This is a genomic window from Nonomuraea sp. NPDC003707, from assembly GCF_053587055.1.
Genome location: NZ_JBSFNK010000033.1, coordinates 137,373 through 160,279 on the forward strand (window position 1 = coordinate 137,373; position 22,907 = coordinate 160,279).

At 69.0% G+C, this 22,907-nt stretch carries 22 protein-coding genes; 12 read left to right on the forward strand and 10 right to left on the reverse strand.

All coding sequences use genetic code 11. From position 1 onward, the window contains the following. Positions 1–1,636 precede the first annotated feature (1,636 nt). The gene (locus ACWDRB_RS51890; protein WP_449907686.1) at positions 1,637–2,473 is read right to left on the reverse strand and encodes an ABC transporter permease; all 837 of its coding nucleotides are present in this window, start codon (positions 2,471–2,473) and stop codon (positions 1,637–1,639) included. Next, positions 2,470–3,495: an ATP-binding cassette domain-containing protein gene (locus ACWDRB_RS51895; RefSeq protein ID WP_449907688.1), complete on the reverse strand. Its 1,026-nt coding sequence runs from the start codon at positions 3,493–3,495 to the stop codon at positions 2,470–2,472. The genes ACWDRB_RS51890 and ACWDRB_RS51895 overlap by 4 nt, the downstream gene beginning before the upstream one ends. A gap of 225 nt (positions 3,496–3,720) precedes the next feature. Between ACWDRB_RS51895 and ACWDRB_RS51900 the strand changes: the two genes are divergently transcribed. Further along, positions 3,721–4,059: a MiAMP1 family antimicrobial peptide gene (locus tag ACWDRB_RS51900; RefSeq protein ID WP_449907690.1), complete on the forward strand. Its 339-nt coding sequence runs from the start codon at positions 3,721–3,723 to the stop codon at positions 4,057–4,059. 123 nt (positions 4,060–4,182) lie between these two features. On the opposite strand, the gene ACWDRB_RS51905 is transcribed toward ACWDRB_RS51900, so the two are convergent. After that, the gene (locus ACWDRB_RS51905) at positions 4,183–4,926 is read right to left on the reverse strand and encodes a hypothetical protein (protein ID WP_449907692.1); all 744 of its coding nucleotides are present in this window, start codon (positions 4,924–4,926) and stop codon (positions 4,183–4,185) included. Between the two features lie 170 nt (positions 4,927–5,096). Beyond that, positions 5,097–5,858: a class I SAM-dependent methyltransferase gene (locus tag ACWDRB_RS51910; RefSeq protein WP_449907693.1), complete on the reverse strand. Its 762-nt coding sequence runs from the start codon at positions 5,856–5,858 to the stop codon at positions 5,097–5,099. Between the two features lie 164 nt (positions 5,859–6,022). Here ACWDRB_RS51910 and ACWDRB_RS51915 point away from each other — a divergent pair, with 164 nt between their 5' ends. Continuing rightward, the gene (locus ACWDRB_RS51915; RefSeq protein ID WP_449907694.1) at positions 6,023–7,522 is read left to right on the forward strand and encodes a serine/threonine-protein kinase; all 1,500 of its coding nucleotides are present in this window, start codon (positions 6,023–6,025) and stop codon (positions 7,520–7,522) included. Here the strand turns inward: ACWDRB_RS51915 and ACWDRB_RS51920 are convergent. Continuing rightward, the gene (locus ACWDRB_RS51920) at positions 7,516–8,160 is read right to left on the reverse strand and encodes a DNA alkylation repair protein (RefSeq protein WP_449907720.1); all 645 of its coding nucleotides are present in this window, start codon (positions 8,158–8,160) and stop codon (positions 7,516–7,518) included. The genes ACWDRB_RS51915 and ACWDRB_RS51920 overlap by 7 nt on opposite strands. A gap of 376 nt (positions 8,161–8,536) precedes the next feature. Here ACWDRB_RS51920 and ACWDRB_RS51925 point away from each other — a divergent pair, with 376 nt between their 5' ends. From ACWDRB_RS51925 to ACWDRB_RS51945, 5 genes are read left to right on the forward strand one after another with little or no spacing between them, the layout of a single operon-like run. Next, entirely contained in the window at positions 8,537–9,982 is a 1,446-nt protein-coding gene (locus tag ACWDRB_RS51925) for an ABC transporter substrate-binding protein (protein WP_449907696.1), read from the forward strand. Then, positions 9,979–10,923, forward strand: a complete 945-nt coding sequence (locus ACWDRB_RS51930; RefSeq protein ID WP_350742198.1) for an ABC transporter permease — start codon at positions 9,979–9,981, stop codon at positions 10,921–10,923. Before ACWDRB_RS51925 ends, ACWDRB_RS51930 begins: the two co-directional genes overlap by 4 nt. 2 nt (positions 10,924–10,925) lie before the next feature. Continuing rightward, the gene (locus tag ACWDRB_RS51935; protein WP_350742199.1) at positions 10,926–11,795 is read left to right on the forward strand and encodes an ABC transporter permease; all 870 of its coding nucleotides are present in this window, start codon (positions 10,926–10,928) and stop codon (positions 11,793–11,795) included. Positions 11,796–11,808: 13 nt separating this feature from the next. Continuing rightward, positions 11,809–12,609, forward strand: coding sequence for a creatininase family protein (locus ACWDRB_RS51940; protein ID WP_449907699.1), 801 nt, complete (start codon positions 11,809–11,811; stop codon positions 12,607–12,609). Continuing rightward, positions 12,606–14,267 (forward strand): ABC transporter ATP-binding protein, encoded by a 1,662-nt coding sequence (locus ACWDRB_RS51945; protein ID WP_449907701.1) that lies wholly within the window; start codon positions 12,606–12,608, stop codon positions 14,265–14,267. The genes ACWDRB_RS51940 and ACWDRB_RS51945 overlap by 4 nt, the downstream gene beginning before the upstream one ends. Here ACWDRB_RS51945 and ACWDRB_RS51950 read toward each other — a convergent pair whose 3' ends face one another. After that, on the reverse strand, positions 14,268–14,948 hold the full coding sequence (locus ACWDRB_RS51950) for a GntR family transcriptional regulator (RefSeq protein WP_364749200.1): 681 nt from the start codon (positions 14,946–14,948) through the stop codon (positions 14,268–14,270). Positions 14,949–15,006: 58 nt separating this feature from the next. Between ACWDRB_RS51950 and ACWDRB_RS51955 the strand changes: the two genes are divergently transcribed. The 3 genes from ACWDRB_RS51955 to ACWDRB_RS51965 all read left to right on the forward strand — a co-directional run bounded on the left by ACWDRB_RS51955 (position 15,007) and on the right by ACWDRB_RS51965 (position 17,081). Further along, positions 15,007–15,738, forward strand: coding sequence for an HpcH/HpaI aldolase family protein (locus ACWDRB_RS51955; protein WP_350742205.1), 732 nt, complete (start codon positions 15,007–15,009; stop codon positions 15,736–15,738). Positions 15,739–15,748: 10 nt separating this feature from the next. Then, on the forward strand, positions 15,749–16,543 hold the full coding sequence (locus tag ACWDRB_RS51960) for a carbon-nitrogen hydrolase family protein (protein WP_449907703.1): 795 nt from the start codon (positions 15,749–15,751) through the stop codon (positions 16,541–16,543). A gap of 136 nt (positions 16,544–16,679) precedes the next feature. Then, entirely contained in the window at positions 16,680–17,081 is a 402-nt protein-coding gene (locus ACWDRB_RS51965; protein ID WP_449907705.1) for a hypothetical protein, read from the forward strand. Between the two features lie 105 nt (positions 17,082–17,186). Here the strand turns inward: ACWDRB_RS51965 and ACWDRB_RS51970 are convergent, their stop codons facing one another. Both ACWDRB_RS51970 and ACWDRB_RS51975 read right to left on the reverse strand, forming a co-directional pair. Beyond that, positions 17,187–17,828, reverse strand: a complete 642-nt coding sequence (locus ACWDRB_RS51970; protein WP_449907707.1) for a class I SAM-dependent methyltransferase — start codon at positions 17,826–17,828, stop codon at positions 17,187–17,189. A gap of 71 nt (positions 17,829–17,899) precedes the next feature. Beyond that, positions 17,900–18,622, reverse strand: coding sequence for an ArsR/SmtB family transcription factor (locus tag ACWDRB_RS51975; protein WP_449907708.1), 723 nt, complete (start codon positions 18,620–18,622; stop codon positions 17,900–17,902). Between the two features lie 64 nt (positions 18,623–18,686). Between ACWDRB_RS51975 and ACWDRB_RS51980 the strand changes: the two genes are divergently transcribed. After that, a complete protein-coding gene (locus tag ACWDRB_RS51980) occupies positions 18,687–20,072 on the forward strand; it encodes an MFS transporter (RefSeq protein ID WP_449907710.1) in 1,386 nt (461 codons plus the stop codon). A 9-nt stretch (positions 20,073–20,081) separates the two neighbouring features. On the opposite strand, the gene ACWDRB_RS51985 is transcribed toward ACWDRB_RS51980, so the two are convergent. Further along, a complete protein-coding gene (locus ACWDRB_RS51985; protein ID WP_449907712.1) occupies positions 20,082–21,071 on the reverse strand; it encodes a S66 family peptidase in 990 nt (329 codons plus the stop codon). Between the two features lie 147 nt (positions 21,072–21,218). After that, entirely contained in the window at positions 21,219–21,467 is a 249-nt protein-coding gene (locus tag ACWDRB_RS51990; protein WP_449907714.1) for a hypothetical protein, read from the reverse strand. Positions 21,468–22,071: 604 nt separating this feature from the next. Between ACWDRB_RS51990 and ACWDRB_RS51995 the strand changes: the two genes are divergently transcribed. After that, on the forward strand, positions 22,072–22,907 hold an 836-nt coding region (locus tag ACWDRB_RS51995), incomplete at its 3' end, for an arabinofuranosidase catalytic domain-containing protein (RefSeq protein WP_449907716.1).

The following is a 22,907-nucleotide window of genomic DNA, read 5'->3' on the forward strand; positions in this document are numbered from 1 at the left end:
GTCGCTGTTCGGCGACGGTTTCACGCTGACCGCGGCCGAGGACGTACTGGGCTCGGACGCCCTGCACGTGGTGAACGCGCTGACCGAGCAGTCGATGCTGAGCGTCCGCGAGATGACGTACGGCCTGCGCTACCGGATGCTGGAGACCGTCAGGGAGTTCGGGCGGATGCGGCTGAAGGAGGCCGGCGAAGAGGCGTCCGCTCGGGCGGCGCAGCGGGCCTGGGCGACGGCGTACACCCTCGAACACGGCTCCAAGCTGTTCGGCCCGGGGCAGTTCGCGGCGGCCGACGCGTTGCACGCGGAAGAGAGCAACCTCGCCGATCTGCTCCGGCAGGCTCTGGGCGAGCCCGATCCCGTCACGATGGTCCAGTTGCTGGCCGGTGTCGGCGCGCTGTGGTCGATCCGCGGCGACCACTCCCGGATTCTCGTTCACCGGGACGCGATCGCCCAGGTGGTCAGCGGCTGGCTGCCGCCGCCGCAGCTCTTCGAGGTGACCAGGGGCGCCATGCTGATCACGCTCATGAACAGCCTGAACTTCACCGACCGCGGCAGCGGTCCGATGCGCGACCTCCTCCGTAGGCTGCCCACCGGTGACGCGACGGATCACCGAATGGCGGCGATGGCCACGGTGCTGCTCGCGTGCGACGCGGACGACGGCGCCGACGTGCGCCGTCGGCTGGAGGAGCTGTCCCGGAGCACCGACCGTGACGTGGTCTGGGCGGCGACGCAGATGAGCGCCCAAGTCCTGGAGAACACGGGAGACGTCACCGGGGCGATCGAGGCCGCCGAGCTCACCCTGACGATGGTCCGCGAGGACGAGGGGCCGTGGTTCGCCGCGATCATGCACGCCATGCTGGCCCACCTGGTCATGCAGCACGGCGACCGACGGCGGGCGGTCGGACACGCGCGTACCGCCATCCCGGTGCTGAGCCGGATCGGCGCCGCCGACGACGAGGTTCAGCTCCGCGCGCTGCTGCTGATCTCCGCTCTCGCCGACGGCGACCTCGACGCCGCGGAGGCCGAACTCGCCGGGATCATCCGGATCAACGACAACGAGACCGTGCTCGGCGGGGTGGCGATGGCCTCGTTGTGCGCGGCCGAGCTCGCCCTCGCCCGCGGCAGGACGGCCGCCGCGCTCGCGGAATACCGCCTGGCCGTCCAGCGGGCCCACAACCTGCGTCTGCCCGGGGTGCTGCGCGCGGAGGTCACGCCGTGGACGATCATGGCGGAGTCGGTCACTCTGACGGCGTACGCGTACCACGCGCCGCCGGAAGACTCCCGGTACGGCGAGGAACTGTTCTCCATCGTCCGGGGCTACGACCTGCTGGCCACGGACAGCCCGATCCTCGACTATCCGCTGTGCGGCTCGATGCTCTTCGCGCTCGGCGCGTGGGGGGTGCTGCGCGGAGCCATGGCCCCGCGCGACGCGATCGGGTTGCTGGTGCTGGCCGAACGGTTCGCGTACAACACCAGCATGCCCAGCATGGCCTTCGAGCGGATCGAACCGCACGCGGAGCGGGCCGCGCCCGGGATGATCGCCGCCATGCGGGCCGAGTACGGCGATCGCCGCGGCTCCGACCTGCTCGACGAGGCGCGCAGTCTCGTCGAGCGGGTCTCCGGCCGTGACGGGCGCACGTCACATGTGCCGCTTGTAGCTGCGTACCGACAGCGGCGCGAAGATCGCGATGACGATCAGGCACGCCAGCAGCGTCCAGGCCACCTCTCCGCTGACGAGGCCGCTGTTGGCGAGGTCGCGGGTGGCCGTGACCAGGTGTGAGACCGGGTTGAAGCGGACGAACGCGGCCAGCCAGCCGGGCAGGGTCTCGACGGGGACGAACGCGTTCGACAGGAACGTCAGCGGGAACAGGATCATCATGGAGATGCCCTGCACCGCCTGGGCACTGCGGGCTATGGTGCCGACCCAGGTGAAAACCCACGCCAGCGACCAGCCCGTGAAGATCGCCAGCAGGATCGCAGCGAGCACGCCGCCCGCTCCACCACCCGGGCGGTAGCCCATCACCAGGCCCATGCCGAAGGTCAGCGTGGCCGCGATCGTGTAGCGCACCAGGTCGGCCACCATAGGGCCGGCGAGCGGCGCGATCCGGGCGATCGGCAACGACTTGAACCGGTCGAAGACGCCCTTCTCCATGTCCTCGCGCAGTTGCGTGCCCGTGGCCATGCACGTCGTCAGCACGGTCTGGGCGAGGATGCCGGGGATCATCAGAGGGAGGTAGCTCTCCACGTCACCGGCGATGGCGCCGCCGAAGATGAAGGCGAACATCGCGGTGAACAGGATGGGCTGCAGCGTCACGTCGAAGAACTGCTCCGGGTTGCGGCGCATCTTCTTGAGCGCCCGCCATGCCATCGTCAGGGTCTGACCGATCGTCTCCCCCATGGAGACGCGACGCCGGGCGGCCTCCACACGGTCGGCGGCCCGTACGGCCTCGCGGGCGGGTGCGATCACGGTGCTCATCGGTTCTCCTTCGTGCCGGCCCCATCGGACCCATTCGTCTCGTGACCGGTGAGGGCGAGGAACACCTCGTCCAGGCTGGGCTTGGCCACGCTCACCGAGGAGATCGACACCCCGGCGGTGCGCAGCGCGATCAGTACGTCCGCGGCCAGGTCGGCCTGGTCGAGGGCGACGTTGAGGCGGCCCTGCTCCGGGCTGAGTACCGGGTCGTCGCCGAGGACGCGCCGTACGACCTCCACAGCGGCGGGTACCTCGCCCGGGTCGGCGAGCAGCAGCTGGAGTGTGGAGTTGCCGACCTCGGTCTTCAGCTCGTCGGGCGTGCCCTCGGCGACTTTGCGGCCATGGTCGATGACGGCGACACGATCGGCGAGCTGATCGGCCTCGTCCAGATATTGCGTGGTCAGCAGCACCGTGCAGCCGTCGGCGACCAGACCGCGGATGGTGTCCCACATCTGGCCGCGGGTGCGCGGATCGAGACCGGTGGTCGGCTCGTCGAGGAAGATCAGCGGTGGCCTGGTGATCAGGCTGGCCGCCAGGTCGAGGCGCCGGCGCATGCCCCCGGAGAAATGCGCGATCGCCTTGTCGGCGGCCTCTTCCAGGCCGAACTGGCCCAGCAGTTCGGCGGCGATGCGCCGGGCGCGCGGCGCGGCGATGCCCTGCAGGCGGCCGAAGAGCCAGAGGTTCTCGCGGGCCGTCAGGTTCTCGTCGACCGACGCGTATTGTCCGGTGACGCCGACCAACTGGCGGATCATGTGCGGGTTGCCGGCCACGTCGACCCCGAAGATCTCGGCGCGGCCCGCGTCGATCGTCAGCAGGGTGGCCAGCATCCGTATCGTGGTGGTCTTGCCGGCGCCGTTCGGGCCGAGGACTCCGAAGATCTCACCGGGGCGTACCTCCAGGTCGATCCCGTCGACGGCGCGGTGCTCGCCGAACGTCTTCACCAGCCCTTGCGCGCGTACGGCCAGATCGGCGCCCCCGCCGAGGACGGAGCGGCCCTCGGTACGTCCGAGTTCTGTGATGCTCATGGCTTCACTTTCGGCGGTGCCGGTTTCACGGCGCCCTCGACCGGGTTTCACCGGTCGCCGCGAGCGAACCGGACCCTGCCGATCGGGGACGTCCACTCCTGATCGTTGCCGTTGTCACGTGTGGTGTAAGTGAGGCGCAAGTGACGGTCAAGGGTTGATCCATATGTTCCTTTCGTCAGGAAAAATGCTTTCGCCTACAACCCAAGACGCACCTGGAGAATCGACGTGAAGAGCATCAAGAGAATCGCCCTTGTCTGCGCCGTCTCTGCCTCCCTGGTCGCAATCATGGGCGGTGCCGCCAACGCCTCGACGTCCGAGGACGCCGGCTCGACGTACGTGGCCTACGAGGGGCCGGGCTTCACCGGCCAGACGCAGGTCATCGACAAGTGCGGCGTGACCAACCTCCGCTACCGCGGGTCGTACAAGTGGTACGGCTCCGGCCAGGCCGGCCGGATGCACAACCAGATCAACACCAGAGGGCCGGTGCACTTCACGCTGCCCGCCATGGGCAACGCGAAGCAGGGGACGGGCGTCGGTTGGAAGAGCATCTTCGTGGAGTGCTGACGCCCGCCCCTTGACACAGCAGCTATGAGGAGGAGGCGGGAGCGAGCCAGAGCGGCCGGAGTTCCCGCCATCCAGCGGTCAACCTGCGGGGACCAAGGCGATAAGAGCCGGGCCTGGTGTCGTTCAGCTGGTCTGCTTGTCGGTCACGGTCTTGGGATTCGGCGCCTTGACCGACACCTTGCTTCCCCAGCCGGTGTAGCGGGTGTCGACGATGAAGCTACTGCCCTCGTAATCGGAGTAGTCGTCCGGGACGCCCTTGGCCGTGAACGAACTCCACAGCTTACTGACCAGGCCGGCCGAGGTCAGCGTCAGCGTGTATTCGACCTGCGTACCGCCGGGCCAGGAGCTGACCTCCGAGCGGGAGAACCATGGCGAGACCTTGGCCAGCTCCTTGAAGGTGATCTTTCCGGTGACCTTGTTCCCGGCCGTCGTGCCCTTCTTGAGCAGCGCGGACAGCGTCGCCGACTCGGCGGGATTGAGGATCTGCCCGTACAGGTACGGCATCCCGCCGCCGCCCTTGTACTTGAACCAGGCCTTGCCCTTGGGCAGCCTCCCCGCGAGGGCCCCGGAGAGGTATGTGGTCTTGTCGAGGTAGATGACGCGATCCTTCTCCTCGTCCCAGGCGGTGCTCGCGATGTCGTAGGCGGCCAGCCCCTTCGTGTCGAACTGCAAGACGCCCTTGTTGATGTACGCCTGCTCCGTGTCGGTGCCGTCGGACCAGTCGGCCTTCTCGGTGAAACGCACGCCGTGCCCGGCAACCAGCTTGGCCTTCAGCGCACGTACGGGATCTTGGGGAGCTGCCTGAGCAGGCGCCGCAGCCACCAGGAAGGCCCCGCACACCAACACAACAGTGATCATCTTCTTCATGGCAGGCGATCATGCCGCAGCCGGATCACATCCGGAGCACGAGCTCTATATTGGATCTGCATCGCAAAGGCGCCGGGGTTGTGTCACCCCCGGGCCAACCGCTTCTCCACAGGCCACCTGAGGTCTTTCGCCGTAGCTCAGTGGTAGAGCGCCCGGCTCGTGGCGGGGCCTTACTGGCACCGTTCGAGCGTGAGGAGCGGCTCGGAGAATACGGGCGCCGGTGCGTCGGGATCTGCGGCGACGGCCTGCTCCAGGCGGCGGAAGCCGGACTCCAGCTCGTCGGGACTGAGCTGGGCGAAGAACGAGAGGGTGCGCAGGCGCAGCCGTTCGAGCATGTCAGCGCGGGTGCCGACGGACGGCTCGGTGACCGTGCCGAAGCCGGCAACGCGCCAGCCGGCCGACGTGAACATCGCGATGACCTCGTGCAGCGGCTGAAACAGCGAGGCGTCCGCCTCGAAGCCGCGGGGGAAGTGCTCCAGCCACCACGGCCTGGGGTGGTGGTCGCTGAAATTCGCGCGCAACAGTAGCCGCCCAGAGGGCTTGAGCACCCTGGCCAGCTCTCGGACCGCCTGCGGCTTGTCCTGGACGTGGTGCCAGGACAGGAACATGAGAGCGTAGTCGGCGCTGCCGGACGGCACTGGTATGTCCTCGGCGGAGCCTGCCAGATACCGCGCCTCGGGATGCCGGGACTGCGCCTGCGCCACTTCCCGCATGCGGACCGACGGCTCGACGCCTGTCACCGGCCCGAATGTTCGCGCCAGCGCGGGGGTGTACCTGCCGGTCCCCGAGCCGACGTCCAGCCCCGCCAGCGGACGCCGCTCGGGCAGCGCCGCTTCGAAGGCGCTGATCCATGTCCGCAACTGCTGCTCGGAGAGCGCACGGCCACGCGCGTAGTCCTGGTACTGCTCTGTGTCGTAGTCGATCCGCCTCATCGCAGCTCCCGCGTCAGCCGGGCTACGGCGAACCGTCAGCCCGATATATCGACTTGATACATCGGCACGATACGTAGTGTCGCGTCATGCCGCAAGAGGGCATGGGGGTCGGGCATACCTGCACGGCGGTGGTGGGGAGATGGAGGGCGCACTAAGGTCATTTCGTGCTGCCTCTCTCGTCTGCGGATCCGGGCCAGATCAGCGCCTTCCGGCTGAGCGGCGTACTCGGCCGGGGTGGGCAGGGGTCGGTGTATTCAGGGGAGGACGCCACCGGGGCGAAGGTGGCGGTGAAGGTGCTGCACGCGTACATGGGGGATGCGGAGACGCACCGGCGGTTCCTGCGGGAGGCGGAGGCGGCGCGGCGGGTGGCGCCGTTCTGCACGGCTCGGGTGCTGGAGGTCGGGGTCGCCGACGGCCGGCCGTACATCGTGAGCGAGTTCATCACCGGGCCCTCGCTGGAACGGCTGGTGAGAGGCGAGGGGGTACGGTTCGGCAGCGGGCTGGAACGGCTGGCGGTGACCACCTTGACCGCGCTGGCCGCCGTCCACCGGGCCGGGATCGTGCACCGGGACTTCAAGCCGAGCAACGTGATCATGGGGCCCGAGGGGCCGGTCGTGATCGACTTCGGGATCGCCCGGGCGCTGGATCAGACCGCCACCAGCAGTGTGATGGGGACGCCCGCGTTCATGGCACCCGAGCAGTTCGCGGGCGGGGTGGTCGGGCCGGCGGTGGACCTGTTCAGCTGGGCCAGCACGATGGTGTTCGCGGCTACCGGGCAGCAGGCGTTCAAAGGGGACACGATGCCCGCCCTGATGCACGCCATCCTGACCACCGAGCCGGATCTGTCCGAGGTGCCGGAGGGGTTGCGGCCGCTGCTCGCGCGCTGCCTGGCCAAGAACCCGGAGGCACGCCCCAGCGCCGAGGAGCTGCTGGGCCTGCTGACGGGGCAGCTGCCGCAGACTGCGCCCGTGCCGGACCGCCCGGCGCCTCCGCCGTCCGGGACGTTGTTCCTGCCCAACCCGGGGTCGCAGGCGCCAGGCAGCCGGCCTCGCTCCCCTGCCCCGCGGTTGGTCGCCTCCGCGGTGACGCTGGCCTTGATGGCCCTGCTCGCGCTGACCCTGTTCGCCCAGGGTCTGGACCTCCTCGCGGGGCGGGCCCTCGAACACCACAGGTACATCTTGAGCATGCCGGCCTGGATCATGATCAGCATGGGCTGCCTGATCCTGGTGGTTCCCGCCTTCTGCGTGGCGGTGTGGCGCCACAGCGTTGCCTCGGCGATCAGCATGGCGCTCGTGATCCCGCTGGCCCTGGTCTTCCTGTTCTGGGGGCTCGTCCTGAAGACCGAGGACGACCTGCCCGAGGTGCTGCTCGCGATCGTCCCTGCCGTCCTGCTGGGCGTGGTGACCGCGGCGGCCGCACTCCTGCTGTGGCGGCTGAACGCCCTCATCGCGGTGCTCGGCGGGATCGGCGGCCTGCTGATGTCGGTGGAGGCCGTCGGTCACTTCGTGGACCTGATGCCGGGGCCGTCGGGGCACACCTTCAGGGTCCTGCTGATCGTGGTCATCCTGCTCACCAGGTTCACGCTCGGCGCCTGGTGCGCGCTGCTGGGCTTCATGCTCGTGCTGCGGGCCGTACAGAGCAGAAACACATCAGGCCACTACTGATCGTCCTGCCGGCGCACCATCTCGGCGATCCAGGTGGGCGCGAACGGAGACGTGCAGCCCGGGGAGGTCGGGTAGTCCTTGAGCACCTCCAGGCGCTCACCGATGTCGATCGCACGGGCGCGGTGCTCGGCGTGCTCGATCCCGATCTGGGCCAGGCAGTGGTTCATCGCCCACTGCAGGCGATCCGGGGCGTCCTTCATCTCCACCTCGATGACGTCGAGCAGCCCTGAGAGGTCAAGGACCTCGGGCTTCTTCGCCACCCGTTCGGTGGTCAGCGCCCAGCCGGCACTCGCGACCGCTGGATCCGGATCGGCGGACCAGGCCAGGCGCAGCTCTTCGGCGTGCGGATTCTTCTTCACCACGTAGTTCACGAGCCAGTCGTGCACCTTGGGTGCGCGCGCCTCGCGCACCATGACGTCCAACTCGTCCCGCTCGAACGCCTTCGGCCGGCAGATCAGGATCGCCAACAGTCTCGCCGCCGTGTCATCCGTCTTCCAGAGCCGGCCCGCGAGTTCCTGCTGCGTCTTCAGCCGCTTCGCGAGCGCGCGCAGCTTGCCGAGGTTCACACCGTGATCGTCACCGTGTCTCTCGTTCACCGCGCGTGCCTTCGGGTCCTCGAGTTCGGCCAGCTCGGCCATCACCTCGGCCACCGTCGTCTCGGTCACCTCAGCCTCCTGTCCGTTACGTGCGGGACTCAGCCTACGACGGGTCATCGGCAAGCGTTTTGTCCTGGCCGGTATCTCAAATTCCGCCAGGCTGCAACCCGTTGACCCTGGTGTGAACGCCATGTATACATACGCAATACCTGATGGATCCCCAACCCAACGACTCAGCGCCAGGCCCTGACGAGGCGGAGATGTCATGGCAGTGATCAGCAGGCGAGGATTTCTCGCCGGAAGCGTAGCCACGCTGGGGGCATCTGCCCTGACGGCCTGCGGCAGCCCAGAGACCTTGCCCCTATCGATGCAGGAAATCCGCCCGGGCCAGGGTGGCGGTGGACCGAACCGCGGCGGGGTGCTGTATTTCGGTCTCTCCACCGACCCGGCCAACCTCGACCCCCACCTCACCAGCGGCAGCGCCTCCGACTACCTGCGCCAGCTCGCCTACAACGGGCTGGTCCAGTACAACGGGGCCGGAGAGATCGTCGGTGATCTCGCGAGCGAGTTCGGCTGGGCCGACGAGCTGACCTACAAGGTCAGGCTGCGCCCCGGGGTCGGCTTCCACGACGGGTCCACGATGACCGCCGACGACGTGGTCTTCTCCTTCCGCCGCATGATGGACAAGGCGACCGCGGCGGCGTCGGCCCCGCTGCTCGACCAGGTGGCCTCCGTCGAGGCGCCCGACGCCACCACCGTGGTGTTCCGGTTCAAGCAGCCCGACGTGGCCTTCCCGTTCGCCCTGGCCGCGCCCACGACCAACATCGTCTCCAGGAAGTGGATCGAGTCGGGAGCGAACACCAAGACACAGGTCATGGGCACAGGACCGTTCCGGTTCGTGGAGCGCATCCCGGGGGTGAGCACCACATACGTCCGGTTCGAGAACTACTTCGAGGACGGCCTGCCGTACCTCAACGGGATCGTCTTCCAGCCGATGGGCGACGACTACGCCCGCGTGACGGCGCTGCGCACGGCGACCGTGGACATGATCGACTACGTCCCCGCCACCCACGTCGGCGTCATCTCCGAGAACCCGCGGCTGCGGTTCGTCTCGGACAAGACCTTCGGGTTCGGCTTCGTGGGCTTCGTGACCAGCCGGCGTCCCTTCGACGACGTACGCGTCCGCAAGGCCATCGCGATGTCGATCAACAGGCCGTCCGTCCTGGACACCGCGCTGCTGGGGCACGGCAAGCCGATGGACGGCGCCCTGATGTCGGAGACCTTCGCCCCGTACGCGCCCCAGCTCGCCGGCTCCATGCCCTACGACCCGGAACAGGCCAGATTCCTGCTCAAACAGGCCGGGCAGGAGGGCCTGACGCTGCCGGTGGTGACCACCAGTTCGTACTCGGTCATCGCCAGGCCCGCGCAGGCGATGCTGCCCGGCCTGCGCGCCGCGGGACTGAACGTGAACCTCACCCAGCAGGAGTGGCTGACCTTCCGCTCCAGCGTGTCGACCAAGGTCTTCCCCGTCCATTCCTGGGGGACGGCGCCGAAGTTCGGTGATCCCGCCTCGCTCGGCGACTTCATCGGCAGCACCGGCGCCTTCGCCAAGTACCTCGACTTCGCCGACGACAAGATCGACGAGCTGCTGACCCAGGCACGCAGGAGCTCCGACCAGAGCCTGCGCAACGAGATCTACCTGGACGTCGAGAAACGGGCCCTGGAGCTGGTCCCGATGACGTACACGATCCGCCGCGAGCAGGGCGAGGCCCACTACAACCACGTCAAGGGCTACGAGCACCCCCCGAAGGGCGCCTGGACCGCCACGGCCCTGCGCCGGACCTGGATGGAGAAGACGGCGTGAGGCGTTTCCTGGCCAAGCGGTTCGCCCAGGCGATCCTGCAGTTGCTCCTCGTCGGAACCATCGTGTTCTTCCTCGTACGGCTCATCCCCGGCGATCCGGCCCGGGCGGTGCTCGGCGACGCGGCCACCGACGAGCAGGTCGCCGCCACCCGGGCCGCGATGCACCTCGAAGAGCCGTTCTTCAGCCAGTTCGTCGGGTTCTGGACCCGGTTGTTCCAGGGCGACCTCGGCACCTCGCTGATCAGCGGCCGCCCGGTGATGCAGGACCTGCCGTCCCGGATCGGCAACTCGCTGGAGCTCGTCCTCATCGCGCTGGCGATCTCGCTGGTGGTCGGCATCGCGCTGGGCCGGATCGCCGCCACGCGCGCCGACAAACCGGCCGACCACGCGCTGGTCGCCGGGTCGATCTTCGGGATCTCGCTGCCCGTGTTCGTGATCGGCACCTTGTTGCTGCTGGTGTTCGCGTTCTTCATCCCGATCCTGCCGCCGCGCCGGTTCGCCTCGCCGTTCGACGATCCGCTCGCCCACCTGCAGATCCTCATCCTGCCCGTGGCCACGTTGACGGCGGCCTCGTGCGCGGTGGTGACGAGGATGACCAGGGCGTCGATGCTGGAGACGCTCAACGCCGACTACGTCCGCACGGCCCGGGCGAAGGGCCTGGTCGAGAAGCACGTCATCAACCGGCACGCGCTGCGTACGGCGCTGCTCGCCGTCGTCTCCGCGACGACGGTCGAGCTGACGACGCTGATCGGGAGCACGGTCCTGGTCGAGACCATCTTCGGGTGGCCGGGGATGAGCTCCCTGCTCATGAACGCCGTGGGACAGCGCGACTATCCCGTCATCCAGGCCGTCGTCCTCGCCGCGGCCACCATCGTCATCCTGGTCAACCTGGTCGGAGACCTGGTCGCCAGGGCACTCGACCCCCGGGCGGAGGATAACTGATCATGGCCACCGTGCTGTCAGGCGCGCCTGCGATCGAGAGCGCCGGCAGGAGGACCTTCCTCCGGCGCATGCTGTCCAACCGCAGGACGTCCGTCGCGGGCGCTTTCCTGCTGCTGATCGCGATCGTCACGCTGTTCGCCAGGCTGATCGCGCCGTACGACTACCGAGACATCGTCGGCAAGCCGTTGACCTCGGCCTCCGTGCTCGGCATCGACGACTTCGGGCGCGACGTCCTGTCGCGCCTGCTGGTCGGGCTCCAGGTGTCGCTCGGGGTGGCGCTGTCGGCGGTGCTGGTGGCGGCGGTCATCGGGGTCGCGCTCGGGCTCGTGGCCGGGTACGTCGGCCGCTGGGCCTCGACGATCATCATGCGCGGCATCGACGTCCTGCTGAGCTTCCCCCCGATCGTGCTGGCCATCGCGGTGGTGGCGATCATGGGCCCGGCCCTGGTGAACGTCGTCCTGGTGATCGGCGTCCTGTACATCCCGAGGTTCACCAGGATCGTCTACACCCAGGTTCTGGCCATCCGGAACCTGGAGTACGTCGAAGCCTCGAAGATCATGGGCGCGCGGCCCGCGGGAATCCTCGTCGGGACGATCCTGCCGAACGTGGCGGCGCCCATCATCGTCCAGCTGAGCCTGTCGGTGAGCTTCGCCATCCAGATGGAGGCCGGGCTGAGCTTCCTCGGCCTCGGCGCGCAGCCGCCGCTGCCCTCGCTCGGGACCATGGTCGGCTCGGGCCGCGACTTCCTGGAGGTCCAGCCGACGCTGCTGCTCTATCCGTCCGTGCTCATCATCCTCGTCGTCCTCGCGCTCAACGTGTTCGGGGACGGCATCCGCGACCTGCTCGACCCGCGGCGCCGTGGCACCAACTGAAAGGAACGCATTCATGACCCTCCCTTCCACCCACAGGCTCGGCGAGCTGTCCTGGACCCAGGTCAAGGAGCTGGCGGAACGGGACCCGATCATCCTGCTGCCGATCGGCGCGGTCGAGCAGCACGGCCCGCACCTGCCGATCCACGAGGACTCCATCGTGGCGGAATGGGTGGCCGACAAGCTGGCGAAGGAGAACGGGTGCTATGTCGCGCCCGCCCTCCACTACGGGCACTCCGGGGTCTTCCGCGGTTTCAACGGCAACCTCTCGCTGAGCCCGGCGACGCTGCGCGCCGTCACGTACGAGATCATCGAGGCTCTGGTGCAGTCCGGCTTCCGTCGCGTGATCATCATCAACAACAACGGCGGCAACGTCGGGCCCGTCATCGACGCCGGCCTCCAGGCACGTCATGACCTGGGCGTTCTCATCGGCCACCTGTACCCGTGGCAGCTCGGCTACGCGCTCATGCGGGACGTCTACGACGACCCGGCCACGGCGTACGGGCACGGCGCGGAGCCCGAGCACTCCGCGATGCTCGCGATGTTCCCCGACCAGGTCCAGAGCGAGCTGGCCGTCTCGGGCAGCCTGGCGTCGGGCAGCGGCTGGACCCCGACGAGCTACACGGAGGCGGCGATCCCGGGGCACGACGTGCGCGGGACCGTCCTGTGGGACTTCTCCGAGGTGAGCGCGACCGGCTGCACCGGCGACGTGAGTCTCGGCAACGCGAAGACGGGCGAGATCTGGATCGAGCGGGTGATCGGTTTCTGCTCCGCCTACATACAGGAATACGACCGGAACACCTCGAGGGACGCATGACAACCGGCACGAATCCCGCGGAGCCGATCCTCTCAGTCGAGGGGCTCTCGGTGGACTTCCAGATCGCGGGCACGTGGGTGCCCGCCGTCAAGAACGTCAGCTTCACGGTCGCCAAGGGCGAGGTGGTGGCGCTCGTCGGGGAGTCCGGCTCGGGCAAGTCCGTCAGCTCGATGTCGGTGCTCGGGCTGCTGGCCAAGAACGCGCGCCGTCGCGGCAGCATCCGGTACGGCGACACCGAGCTGCTCGACCTCGGCGAGGAGGCCCTGCGCGACATCCGGGGCAAGCGGATCGCGATGATCTTCCAGGAGCCGATGACCGCGCTGAACCCGGTCTACACCATCGGCGAGCAGATCATCGAGGCGATCCAGTGCCACGAGCGCGTACCGGCCGCCGAGGCCCGCTCACGTACGTTGGAGCTGCTGAGGAAGGTCGGCATCCCGGAGCCGGAGTCGCGGATCGACAGCTATCCGCACCAGCTCTCCGGCGGCCAGCGGCAGCGCGCGATGATCGCGATGGCGATCGCCTGGTCACCCGAGGTCATCATCGCCGACGAGCCGACCACGGCCCTCGACGTCACGGTGCAGGCGGAGATCCTGGAGCTGCTGCGCCGCCTGCAGAAGGACCTCGGCTCGGCGGTGGTGGTCATCACCCATGACATGGGCGTGGTCGCCGACCTGGCCGACCGGGTGGTGGTGATGAAGCAGGGCGAGGTCGTGGAGGAGGCCCCGGTCGCCCGGTTGTTCGCCGAACCCCGGCACGAGTACACCACCAAGCTGCTGTCCGCGGTGCCCCGGCGCGGCCAGGCCGAGCCGGCGCCGTCCGGCGGCGACACGCCGGAGGGCGCCACGCTGCGGGTCGCCGGCCTCCAGGTCGAGTATCCGGGGCGGCTGGGCCGCAAAGGGTTCAAAGCGGTGCACGACATCAGCTTCGAGATCGGGAAGGGGAAGGTCCTCGGCCTGGTGGGCGAGTCGGGCTCGGGCAAGTCCACGATCGGCCGGGCCATCGTCGGGCTGGTCCGCGCCACGTCCGGCACGATCGAGATCTGCGGACGTGACGTGACCGGGCTCGGCGCCAGGGAGCTGCGCGGGTTCCGCAGGAAGTACTCGATGGTCTTCCAGGACCCGGGGTCCTCGCTCGACCCGCGCCGGTCGATCGGCGACTCCATCGCGGCCCCGATGATCATCAACCGGTACGCGGGCCGCGCCGCCGTCCACGAGCGGGTGCTGGAGCTGCTCGACCAGGTGGAGCTGCCCAGGAACTGGGCCGGCAGGTTCCCGCACGAGCTGTCGGGCGGCCAGCGGCAGCGCGTCGGGATCGCCCGCGCGCTGGCGCTGGAGCCCGAGCTGCTCATCGCCGATGAGCCCACCTCGGCGCTGGACGTCTCCGTGCAGGCCACGGTGCTGCGGTTGTTCCAGGAGCTGCAGGACAGGCTCGGTTTCTCCTGCCTGTTCATCAGCCACGACCTGGGCGTGGTCGAGCTGCTCTCGCACGACGTCGCCGTGCTGCAGCAGGGGCGGATGGTCGAACACGGCCCGGCCCGCGAGGTGCTGAACGATCCCCAGACGGATTACACCAGGAGGCTGGTCGCGGCGGCGCCGGTGCCCGACCCCGCTGAGCAGGCCGAGCGCCGCGAGCTGTGGCGAGCGATCGCCAGGTGATCACCTCAGGTGGGAGACCACCCGCTCGTCGGGCCGCAGGTGGTTGCGCAGGGTGCGTTCGGCGGTGTCGAAGTCGTGCATAGTCAGGGCCGCGAGCAGGGTGCGGTGCTCGGGGTTGATGACCGCCAGCCGGTCGGGGCGCGCCGCCACGGCGCTGACCCCGATCCGCTGGTGCCGTGGCTGGAGGCTGCTGAACAGGTCGGTCAGCACGGTGTTGCCCGTCGCCCTGACGAACGCGAAGTGGAAGAAGAAGTCCATCTTGGCGTGCTCGGCGATCGCGTCGCGCTCGCCCGCTCTGCACCGCGCCATCATGTCCGGGTCTTCCATCAGGTCCAGGTGCGCGGACAGCTCCTGCGGGATGTCGGTCTTCTTGTCGCACAGGATCCGGAAGCCGTGGATCTCGAGCACCAGCCGCATCTCGTACGTCTCGAACAATTCGGCGGCCGTCACGCTGCGCACCTGCGCGCCGCGCCTGGGCAGGAGGTCGATGTACTTCTCGGCCGCCAGGCGGTGGAACGCCTCACGGACGGGAGTGCGCGACACGCCGGCCTCGTCGCAGACCAGCTTCTCCTCCAGGAAGGACCCCTCGGGAAACCGGCCCCCGAGAATCGCCTCGCGCGTCCATCGATAGGCGCGCTCGCCCGCGGTAGCCGCCGGCGCGATGTCCGGTTCCCAGTTCATGCCACCCCCACGCTCATGTGTATACACAGCGTATATTAAACGCGAGAAGGAGTATCCGTTGCAGCGGAGATACGCCGCCTGGCTGTCCGGTCCGAGTTTCGCCGCGGCCGAGATCGTGGCCGACCTGGGCTACGGCGCGGTGGTCCTCGATATCGAACACGGCTCTTTCGACCTGGCCGATCTCGAACGCTTCATCCCGTTCCTCCGTGGTCTCGGCCTGGAGGTGCTGGCCAAGGTGCTCGGTCCCGAGCGAGGGCCGATCCAGCAGGCCCTCGACTTCGGCGCCACCGCCGTCGTCGTCCCCCACATCGAGGGCGCCGCGCACGCGGCCGCCGTCTGCGCCTTCGGGAAGTTCCCCCCTCGGGGCGACAGAAGCTTCGCGGGCGGACGAACGGCGCGGTACGGCGGGTTCGACGACGAGTGGATCGTACGCCAAGATCGCGAGACCCGCGTCTACCCGATGATCGAGGACGCGGGCGCCATCGAGCAGATCGACGACATCCTCGCGCTCGACACGGTCGACGGCGTCTTCATCGGCCCCAGCGACCTGTCCATCCGCCGCGGCCGGGGCGCCTACTCCCGCTCGGAGGGGGACTTCGCCGACCTCAAGATCGTGGCGGACGCGGCCCGCGCCGCGGGCAAACCCTGGGTGCTGCCCGCGTGGTCGCCGGAGGAGAAGGCGTTCGCCCTGGAGAACGGCGCCGACCAGCTCGTCCTGACCATGGAGCACGGCGCCATCATGGCCGGTTTCAAGGCCGCGCTCGACCAGACCCACGAACTCACCCACTAGGAGACCCTGCATGCTCGTCACCGTCGGACAGTTCACCGCCACCACCGACAAGTCCGCCAACCTCGACGCCGCCACGGGGCTGATCGAGCAGGCGGCGGCCCAAGGGGCGCGGCTCGTCGTCCTGCCGGAGAACGCCATGTACTCCAACCCGGACGTGACGGCCGACATCGTCCCCGACTCGGAGCCCCTCGACGGGCCCTTCGCGACCGCCATCGGCGCGCTGGCGAAGAAGCACGGCATCGCCGTCGTCGCCGGCATGACCGAGGCGCCCGCCGGGGAGCGCGGCAAGCCCAGCAACACCGTGCTCGCCGTGGACGCGGGCGGCGACCTGCTCGGCGTCTACCGCAAGGTGCACCTCTACGACGCCTTCGGCTACCGCGAGTCCGACCGGGTGCAGGCGCACGCGCCGGAACCGCTCGTCTTCACCCTGGACGACCTCACTTTCGGCGTCCTGACCTGCTACGACCTCCGTTTCCCGGAGATGGCCCGGTTCCTGGTCGACGCCGGGGCCGAGGCCTTCGTCGTACCCGCCGCGTGGGTCGCCGGGCCCGCCAAGGAGGACCACTGGATCACGTTGGTCCGCGCCCGCGCGATCGAGAACACCGCGTACGTCCTGGCCAGCGGCCAGACCGGCCCCGTCTGCACCGGGCAGAGCGCGGTCGTGGACCCGATGGGCACGGTGGTGGCGTCGGCGGGCGAGGCCCCCGGGGTCGCGTCGGCCGTCATCGGCGCGGAGCGGCTGCGCGCCGTACGCGCCAAGAACCCGAGCCTGGTCAACCGTCGCTTCAAGGTGCTCCCCGCCTGAGCTCCGCCGAGACGGCCTGAGCCCTTCGCTGCGTAACCGGCTGTTCTACGGATGGTGAGGGAGTGGCTTTACCCATGATTCGGACAACCGGTATGGTGGATTTGTCAAGATCTATTTACCTTCATGAGGTTGAAGCATGACTCGCAAGAAGCTCGTATCCGTTCTCCTCGGCTCCGCCGCCACGGCCGCTCTGCTGCTGTCCTCGGCACCGGCAAGCGCGGCCTCCACCGCGACCAAGGCTGGTACGGCGTCGGCCCGAGCCGGGATCGAGCGCGACAGCGTCAGTTGCTCCAAGCCCAGGGGCAAGTGGGCCAACTACTCCTGGGGTGAGGGCAACACGACCGCGACCATCTACTTCAACAACCACTGCAGCCACAAGGTCAGTGTCAAGATCATGTTCGTCAGGAAGGGCTCGGTCGGTGACAAGGCCTCCAAGTACCGCTGCATGACCGTCAACGCCCACACCAAGGGCAAGAAGAAGTTCTACGCCGCCGCCTACAAGCCGTACTCCGTGAGCCGGGTCGCGCGCTGCAGCTGAGCCGGAGGCGCATCTAGCGCTTGCACGTCGAAGGCCACTTCCTGAGGTCAGGAAGTGGCCTTCGGGCTTGTGCCGCAGGGGCAGGTCAGGAGAATCGACCCGGATCTACCGTCTCTGCATCAGCAGACAGCCTCGGCGGAATCGCTCGTCCTCCTGGGGCTCACGCAGCATTCGTCCCACTTCGACGAACCCTGCCGCGCGCGCCAATTCGGCGAGGTCGTCGATCGGCCAGCGGTAGGCGAGCGTGACCTTGTGATCGAACGACACCAGCGGCCCGCCCTCGGATTCGAAGAAGCCGAGCAGCAGGTGGCCGCCCGTGGCCAGCACCCGGTGGAACTCGGCGAAGTACGGCGGCAGCTCCTGCGGCGGAATGTGGATGACGGAGTACCAGGACAGGATGCCGCCCAGTTCACCGTCGGCCAGGTCGAGGGCGTCCATGGAACCCACCTCGAAGCGCAGGTCGGGCTGGGCCTCGCGGGCAAGCTTGATCATCGCAGGGGACAGGTCGATGCCGAAGGCGTCCAGCCCCAGATCCCGGAGGTGCGCCGTCGTCTGGCCGGGGCCGCATCCCACCTCGACGACCAAGGGTCCGGCCTCGCCGGTCCGCACGTAGTCCGCGAACGCGGCGAGTGCTGCGCGGTCCAGGGGCTGGCGGTCGAGTGCGTCCCGGGCGAGCTCGGCGTAGAGGACGGCGACGGCGTCGTAGGCCTCCGCCGTCGTGGTCAGATAGGAGGGGGTTTCGGTCACGGTGGACGACTCTAGCCGCCTGACCGGCGCCGTCGTACGCACCCGATCCTCGGCACCCCGGCCGGCCCGGATCAGCGGGGTGCGGCTTGCGGGGTGTCCCAGTCGAGAGGGACGCCGAAGGTCTCGTGCAGGCCGGTGCGGCCCGCGTCGGTGAGCTGGACGACCCGGCGGGCCCGGCCGCGGCGCAGCCAGTCCAGCGCGAACAACCGGGTCGCGATGGCCGCGCCGAGCGCGCCCGCAAGATGGTGGCGGCCCTCGCCCCAGTCGACGCAGTAGCGGATCGCCGGTCGCCGCCGGGAGAACTCCTCGACGTCGATCCCGAACTCCCCCAGCCTGCCGAGGCCCGTCGGGGTGATCCGGTAGCCGTTCGCGGCGGTGGCGAGCACGCGGCCGTCCACCAGCGCGGCCAGCAGCACCACCCCGAGCCGCCCGGCGAGGTGGTCGTAGCAGAGCCGGGCGCGCAGCAGCGCCTGGTTGCGGACGTCCTCCCGCAGCGACGTGACCGGCAGCGGCCGGGCGATCCTGGCCAGCTCCTCCAGCGCCCGCGCCACGTCGGTGCTGGCCAGGCGGTAATAGCGGTGCCGGCCGTCGTGCTCGACGGTGAGCAGCTTGGCCTCGCGCAGCTTGGTCAGGTGGCCGCTGATCGTGGACATGCTCACCCCGGCCTCGGCGGCCAGCGCGCTGGCGGGCAGCACGCCGCCGTCGGCGAGGGCGCGCAGCACCTTGGTCCGGGTCGGATCGCCGATGGCCGCCGCGACGTGCGCGATGTCGGCCTCCGTGGCGGTCTTCCACATGGGGCCAGTCTAGGACGACGACAGTTCGGCGTTCGCCGTAGTAGTTCCGTTCCAGACTGAAGGCATGACGCGTACAACGAGAGAGCCGACCGCGTCCCTCTCGCGGACCGCGGGCTGGTCACCGCTGATCGCGCTCTGTCTCGGATATTTCCTGGTCATCCTGGACGTCACCGTGGTCACCGTGGCGATCCCGGTGATCGGCGCCAGGTTGCCCGCCGGGCTGACCGAGCTGCAGTGGGTCGTCGACGGCTACACGCTGGCGTTCGCCGGGCTGCTGCTGTTCTGTGGCGGGCTCAACGACCGGCTCGGCGGGAGGCCGGTTTTCCTGGCCGGGCTGGCGGTGTTCACCGTGGCCTCGGCCTGGTGCGGGCTGGCGACGTCGGCCGGTGCGCTGATCGGGGCCCGGCTGGTGCAGGGCGCCGGTGCCGCGGCCATGGTGCCGGCCTCGCTGGCGCTGCTGCGTGACGCGTACCCGGAGCGGGAGGCGCGGGCGCGGGCGTTCGGCGTGTGGGGCATGGTCGCGGGGATCGCCGCCTGCACGGGGCCGGTGCTCGGCGGCGTGCTGGTGTCCGCGATCGGCTGGCGGGCGGTGTTCTTCGTGAACATCCCGTTCGGCCTGCTCGGCGTCCTGCTCACCGTCCGGCACGTCCCCGGCCGGGCAGGGCGGGGTACGGGGCGCAGGGGGCTGGACGTGCCGGCGCAGGTGGCCGGGGCGTTGTGCCTGGCCGGGCTGACCGCGGCGTTGATCGAGGCCGGGGCCAGCGGCTGGACCTCGCCGGTGGTGCTGGGCGGGCTGGCTCTGTTCGTGCTCGCGCTGCCGGCGTTCCTGCTGCTCGAACGCCGGGCGAGCGCGCCGATGCTGCCGCTGGAGCTGTTCGCGAGCCGCCGCTTCTCCGCCTCGGCCGCCATCGGCGTGCTGCTCAACCTCGGCTTCTACGGCCTGCTGTTCGTCGTGCCGCTGTACTTCCAGCAGGTACGGCACCTCGACGCGATGGCGACCGGGCTGGCGATGCTGCCGATGGCCCTGATGCCGCCGATCGCCTCGCCGCTGAGCGGCTGGGTCGCCGCGCGCACCGGGCCGCGCCCGCCGATGGCGTACGGGCTGGTCATCGGCGGGATCGGCCTGCTGAGCTGGCTGCCAGCCGACGCCGGCACGAGCTACTGGGCGCTGGTCGTCCCGCTGATGCTCACCGGCTTCGGGACCGGTTTCACGATGCCGGCCGCCACCGCGGCGATCATGGAGGCGGCGCCGCCCGAGCTCGGCGGGGCGGCCTCCGCGGTGTTCAACGCCGCCCGTCAGACCGGCAGCGCGATCGGGGTGGCGCTGGTCGGCACGCTGGTCGCGGGCGGCGGTCTCGTGGCGGGCCTGCACGCCGACGTCGCCGTCGGCGGCCTCGGTTTCCTGATCGCCGCCGCGCTGGCCGTCTTCGCCCTCCGCCCCGCACATTGATCCGGGCGTTCAGTGGCGGAGCAGCGTCAGGCTCGACTCGGCGTCGGTGACGGCGAGCCGGGCCTGGCCGCCGATCGGGAAGGTGGCCAGGGGGTTGGTGTGGCCGACGTCGATGTTGGCCAGGACGGGGACGCGGCTCAGCGCCGGTTGGGTGGCGATGATCTGTTCCAGCAGCGGGCGGGACATGCGGCTGGCGTGCTGGAACCGTCCGACGGCCAGTCCTCGGATCTTCGGGGCGTCGGGAAGCTGCAGCAGTGAGGTCAGGTCACGGGCGAACGTCGCCGGGTGCGACTCGAAGTCGTCCTCGACGATCAGGATCGCGCCGTCGAGGGATGGCATGTACGGGGTGCCCGCCAGCAGGTTCAGTGTGCACAGATTGCCGCCGACGATGCGTCCCTCGGCGGTGCCGGGCCGCAGCGGCCACCATCCCTCGTTGGGGATCGGTGCGCGCTTGTCCTGGTCGAGGAACCAGAGATCGTCGGTCCACCGCGCCGCCGGGGTCAGGGCGACCGGAGCGGTGTCGAACATGACCGAGGTGAACCAGCGCAGCGTCTCCTCGAAGTGATCCCGCATCCCGAACGTCGACCAGTGCGGACCGGAGTAGGTGACCAGCCCGGCGCGAGCGAGGATGGCGTTCTGCAGGGCGGTGATGTCGGAGTAGCCGCACAAGATCTTCGGGTTGGCGCGGATCAGCTCCCAGTCCAGGTACGGCAGGAGTTCGTTGCAGTTGAAGCCGCCGATGACCGTCAGGATCGCCGCCACCGACGGGTCCGCGAAGGCCTCGTGCAGATCGGCGACCCGCGAGGCGACGCTGGACGAGTCGAACGCGTCCCGCTCATCGACATGGGCGCCGTAGGAGAGCGTCAGGCCGAGCTCGGCGAACCGGGACCTGATGAGGTCGGTGTGATCGTGCTCCATGACCATCGCGCGGGACATGGCCGGGGCCACCACTCGTACGACGTCGCCTGCGTTCAGCTTGGGAGGAGAGATCACATCCATACGACCGAAGCCTAACGCCGAGTTCGGCGTCGGGAACAATGGAATAAACCACTCCATTGTTCCTCGACGCCGATATCGTCCACCGTCACCGAGCAGGCGCGAGCGATTCTCACCTGGCGCCGGCCGCGGTGTCAGCGGAAGGAACCCTCACTCCGCCGAGGTGTCTTCCGACCACTCCGGGGTCTCGGTGGCGGAGTTGTCGGTCCAGCTGCCGTCGTTCTTGTGATTGTCCTGGTGCTCGTGGTGGCGGTGCTCGCGCCGGCGCTCGTGCCTGTTGAGGTTGCGGTTGCGGTTCTCCACGTCGACGAAGACGCGCTCGCGCCCCTGCCGGATGGGCCGAGGAATGAAGACGGGCTTCTCGTGGCTGACGACTCTCGGCGCGGCCTGCTGCACCACGCGGGTCACCTTACGCGGTGCCGGCGGGCCGCCGGCCGCGCTCGCGGAGGCCACCCCCTGACCCAGTGGAAGGAGCATGACACCGGCGACCGCGCCGGTGATAGCTAGTGCTGCGAGCCGCCCTTGCGTCCGCCGACTGTTGGTGTTCACGTGTCTCGTTTCCGTTCATGGATAGATCGGTCCGGAACCTGGCATCCGCCGATTCAGCGGACACTCAGATGGAACCGGACATACCCATACAGATATTCTCAGTTACCTCGTTAATCGCAAATAGCACGTCAAAGCCCAAGCGTCGTATGTAATCACGATTTTTGTGTTTGAGCTCATCCGCCACAGCAGCCCCGAGAGATCTACCGATCGTTGCCGAAGAAACGGATGAAAGTTTCGCCTCCGACGGGTTCCCCGAGTTACCGAGCCCCAGGTCAGCGGGGATCCGGAATTGAGGGGAGCCGGGCTAGTTGACTAATCGCTCCCCGCCGAGGACCGTCGGCTCGACCACATCTCGGAGAATGGGAAAACACCAGTGCGACATGTCAGCTCTTTCCGCCGACGGTGGAAACTGTCGGCCGCGGCCGTCGCCGCGCTGTTGACGGCCGGTGTTGGTTTGGCCGGAACGCACGTCGCGTCGGCCGTCGCAGCCGGTTGCCAGGTCACCTACACGGTGACCAACCAGTGGCCCGGAGGTTTCGGCGCAAATGTTAGCGTTAACAACCTGGGGGACCCGATCAACGGCTGGAAGCTCACCTGGGCGTTCCCCGCCGGACAGACCATCACCCAGCTGTGGAACGGCACCTACACCCAGTCCGGCTCCCAGGTCACGGTGTCCAACGTCAGCTACAACGCCGGCATCCCCAGCGGCGGCAGCACCGGCTTCGGGTTCAACGGGGCGTACAGCGGCTCCAACCCGGTGCCGACGAGCTTCGCCCTCAATGGCGTCACCTGCACCGGCGGCGTCTCCACCCCCACTCCCACCCCCACCGTCACGCCCCCGCCGTCGTCGAACCAGCCGTGCGACATCTACGCCGCGGGCGGCACGCCGTGCGTGGCGGCGCACAGCACGACCCGCGCCCTGTACGCCGCCTACAACGGCTCGCTCTACCAGGTACGGCGCTCCTCGGACAACGCCACCCAGAACATCGGCCTGCTCAGCGCGGGCGGGTACGCCAACGCCGCCACGCAGGATTCGTTCTGCGCTGGCACGACCTGCCTCATCACCGTCATTTACGACCAGTCCGGCCGCGGTAACCACCTCACCCAGGCGCCTCCCGGCGGGTTCCCGGGCCCGGCTCCGGGCGGGTACGACAACCTCGCGAACGCGACCGCGGCACCGACCACGGTCAACGGCCACAAGGCGTACGGCGTCTACGTGGCCCCCGGCACCGGCTACCGCAACAACAACACCAACGGCGTCGCCAGGGGAGACCAGCCGGAAGGCATGTA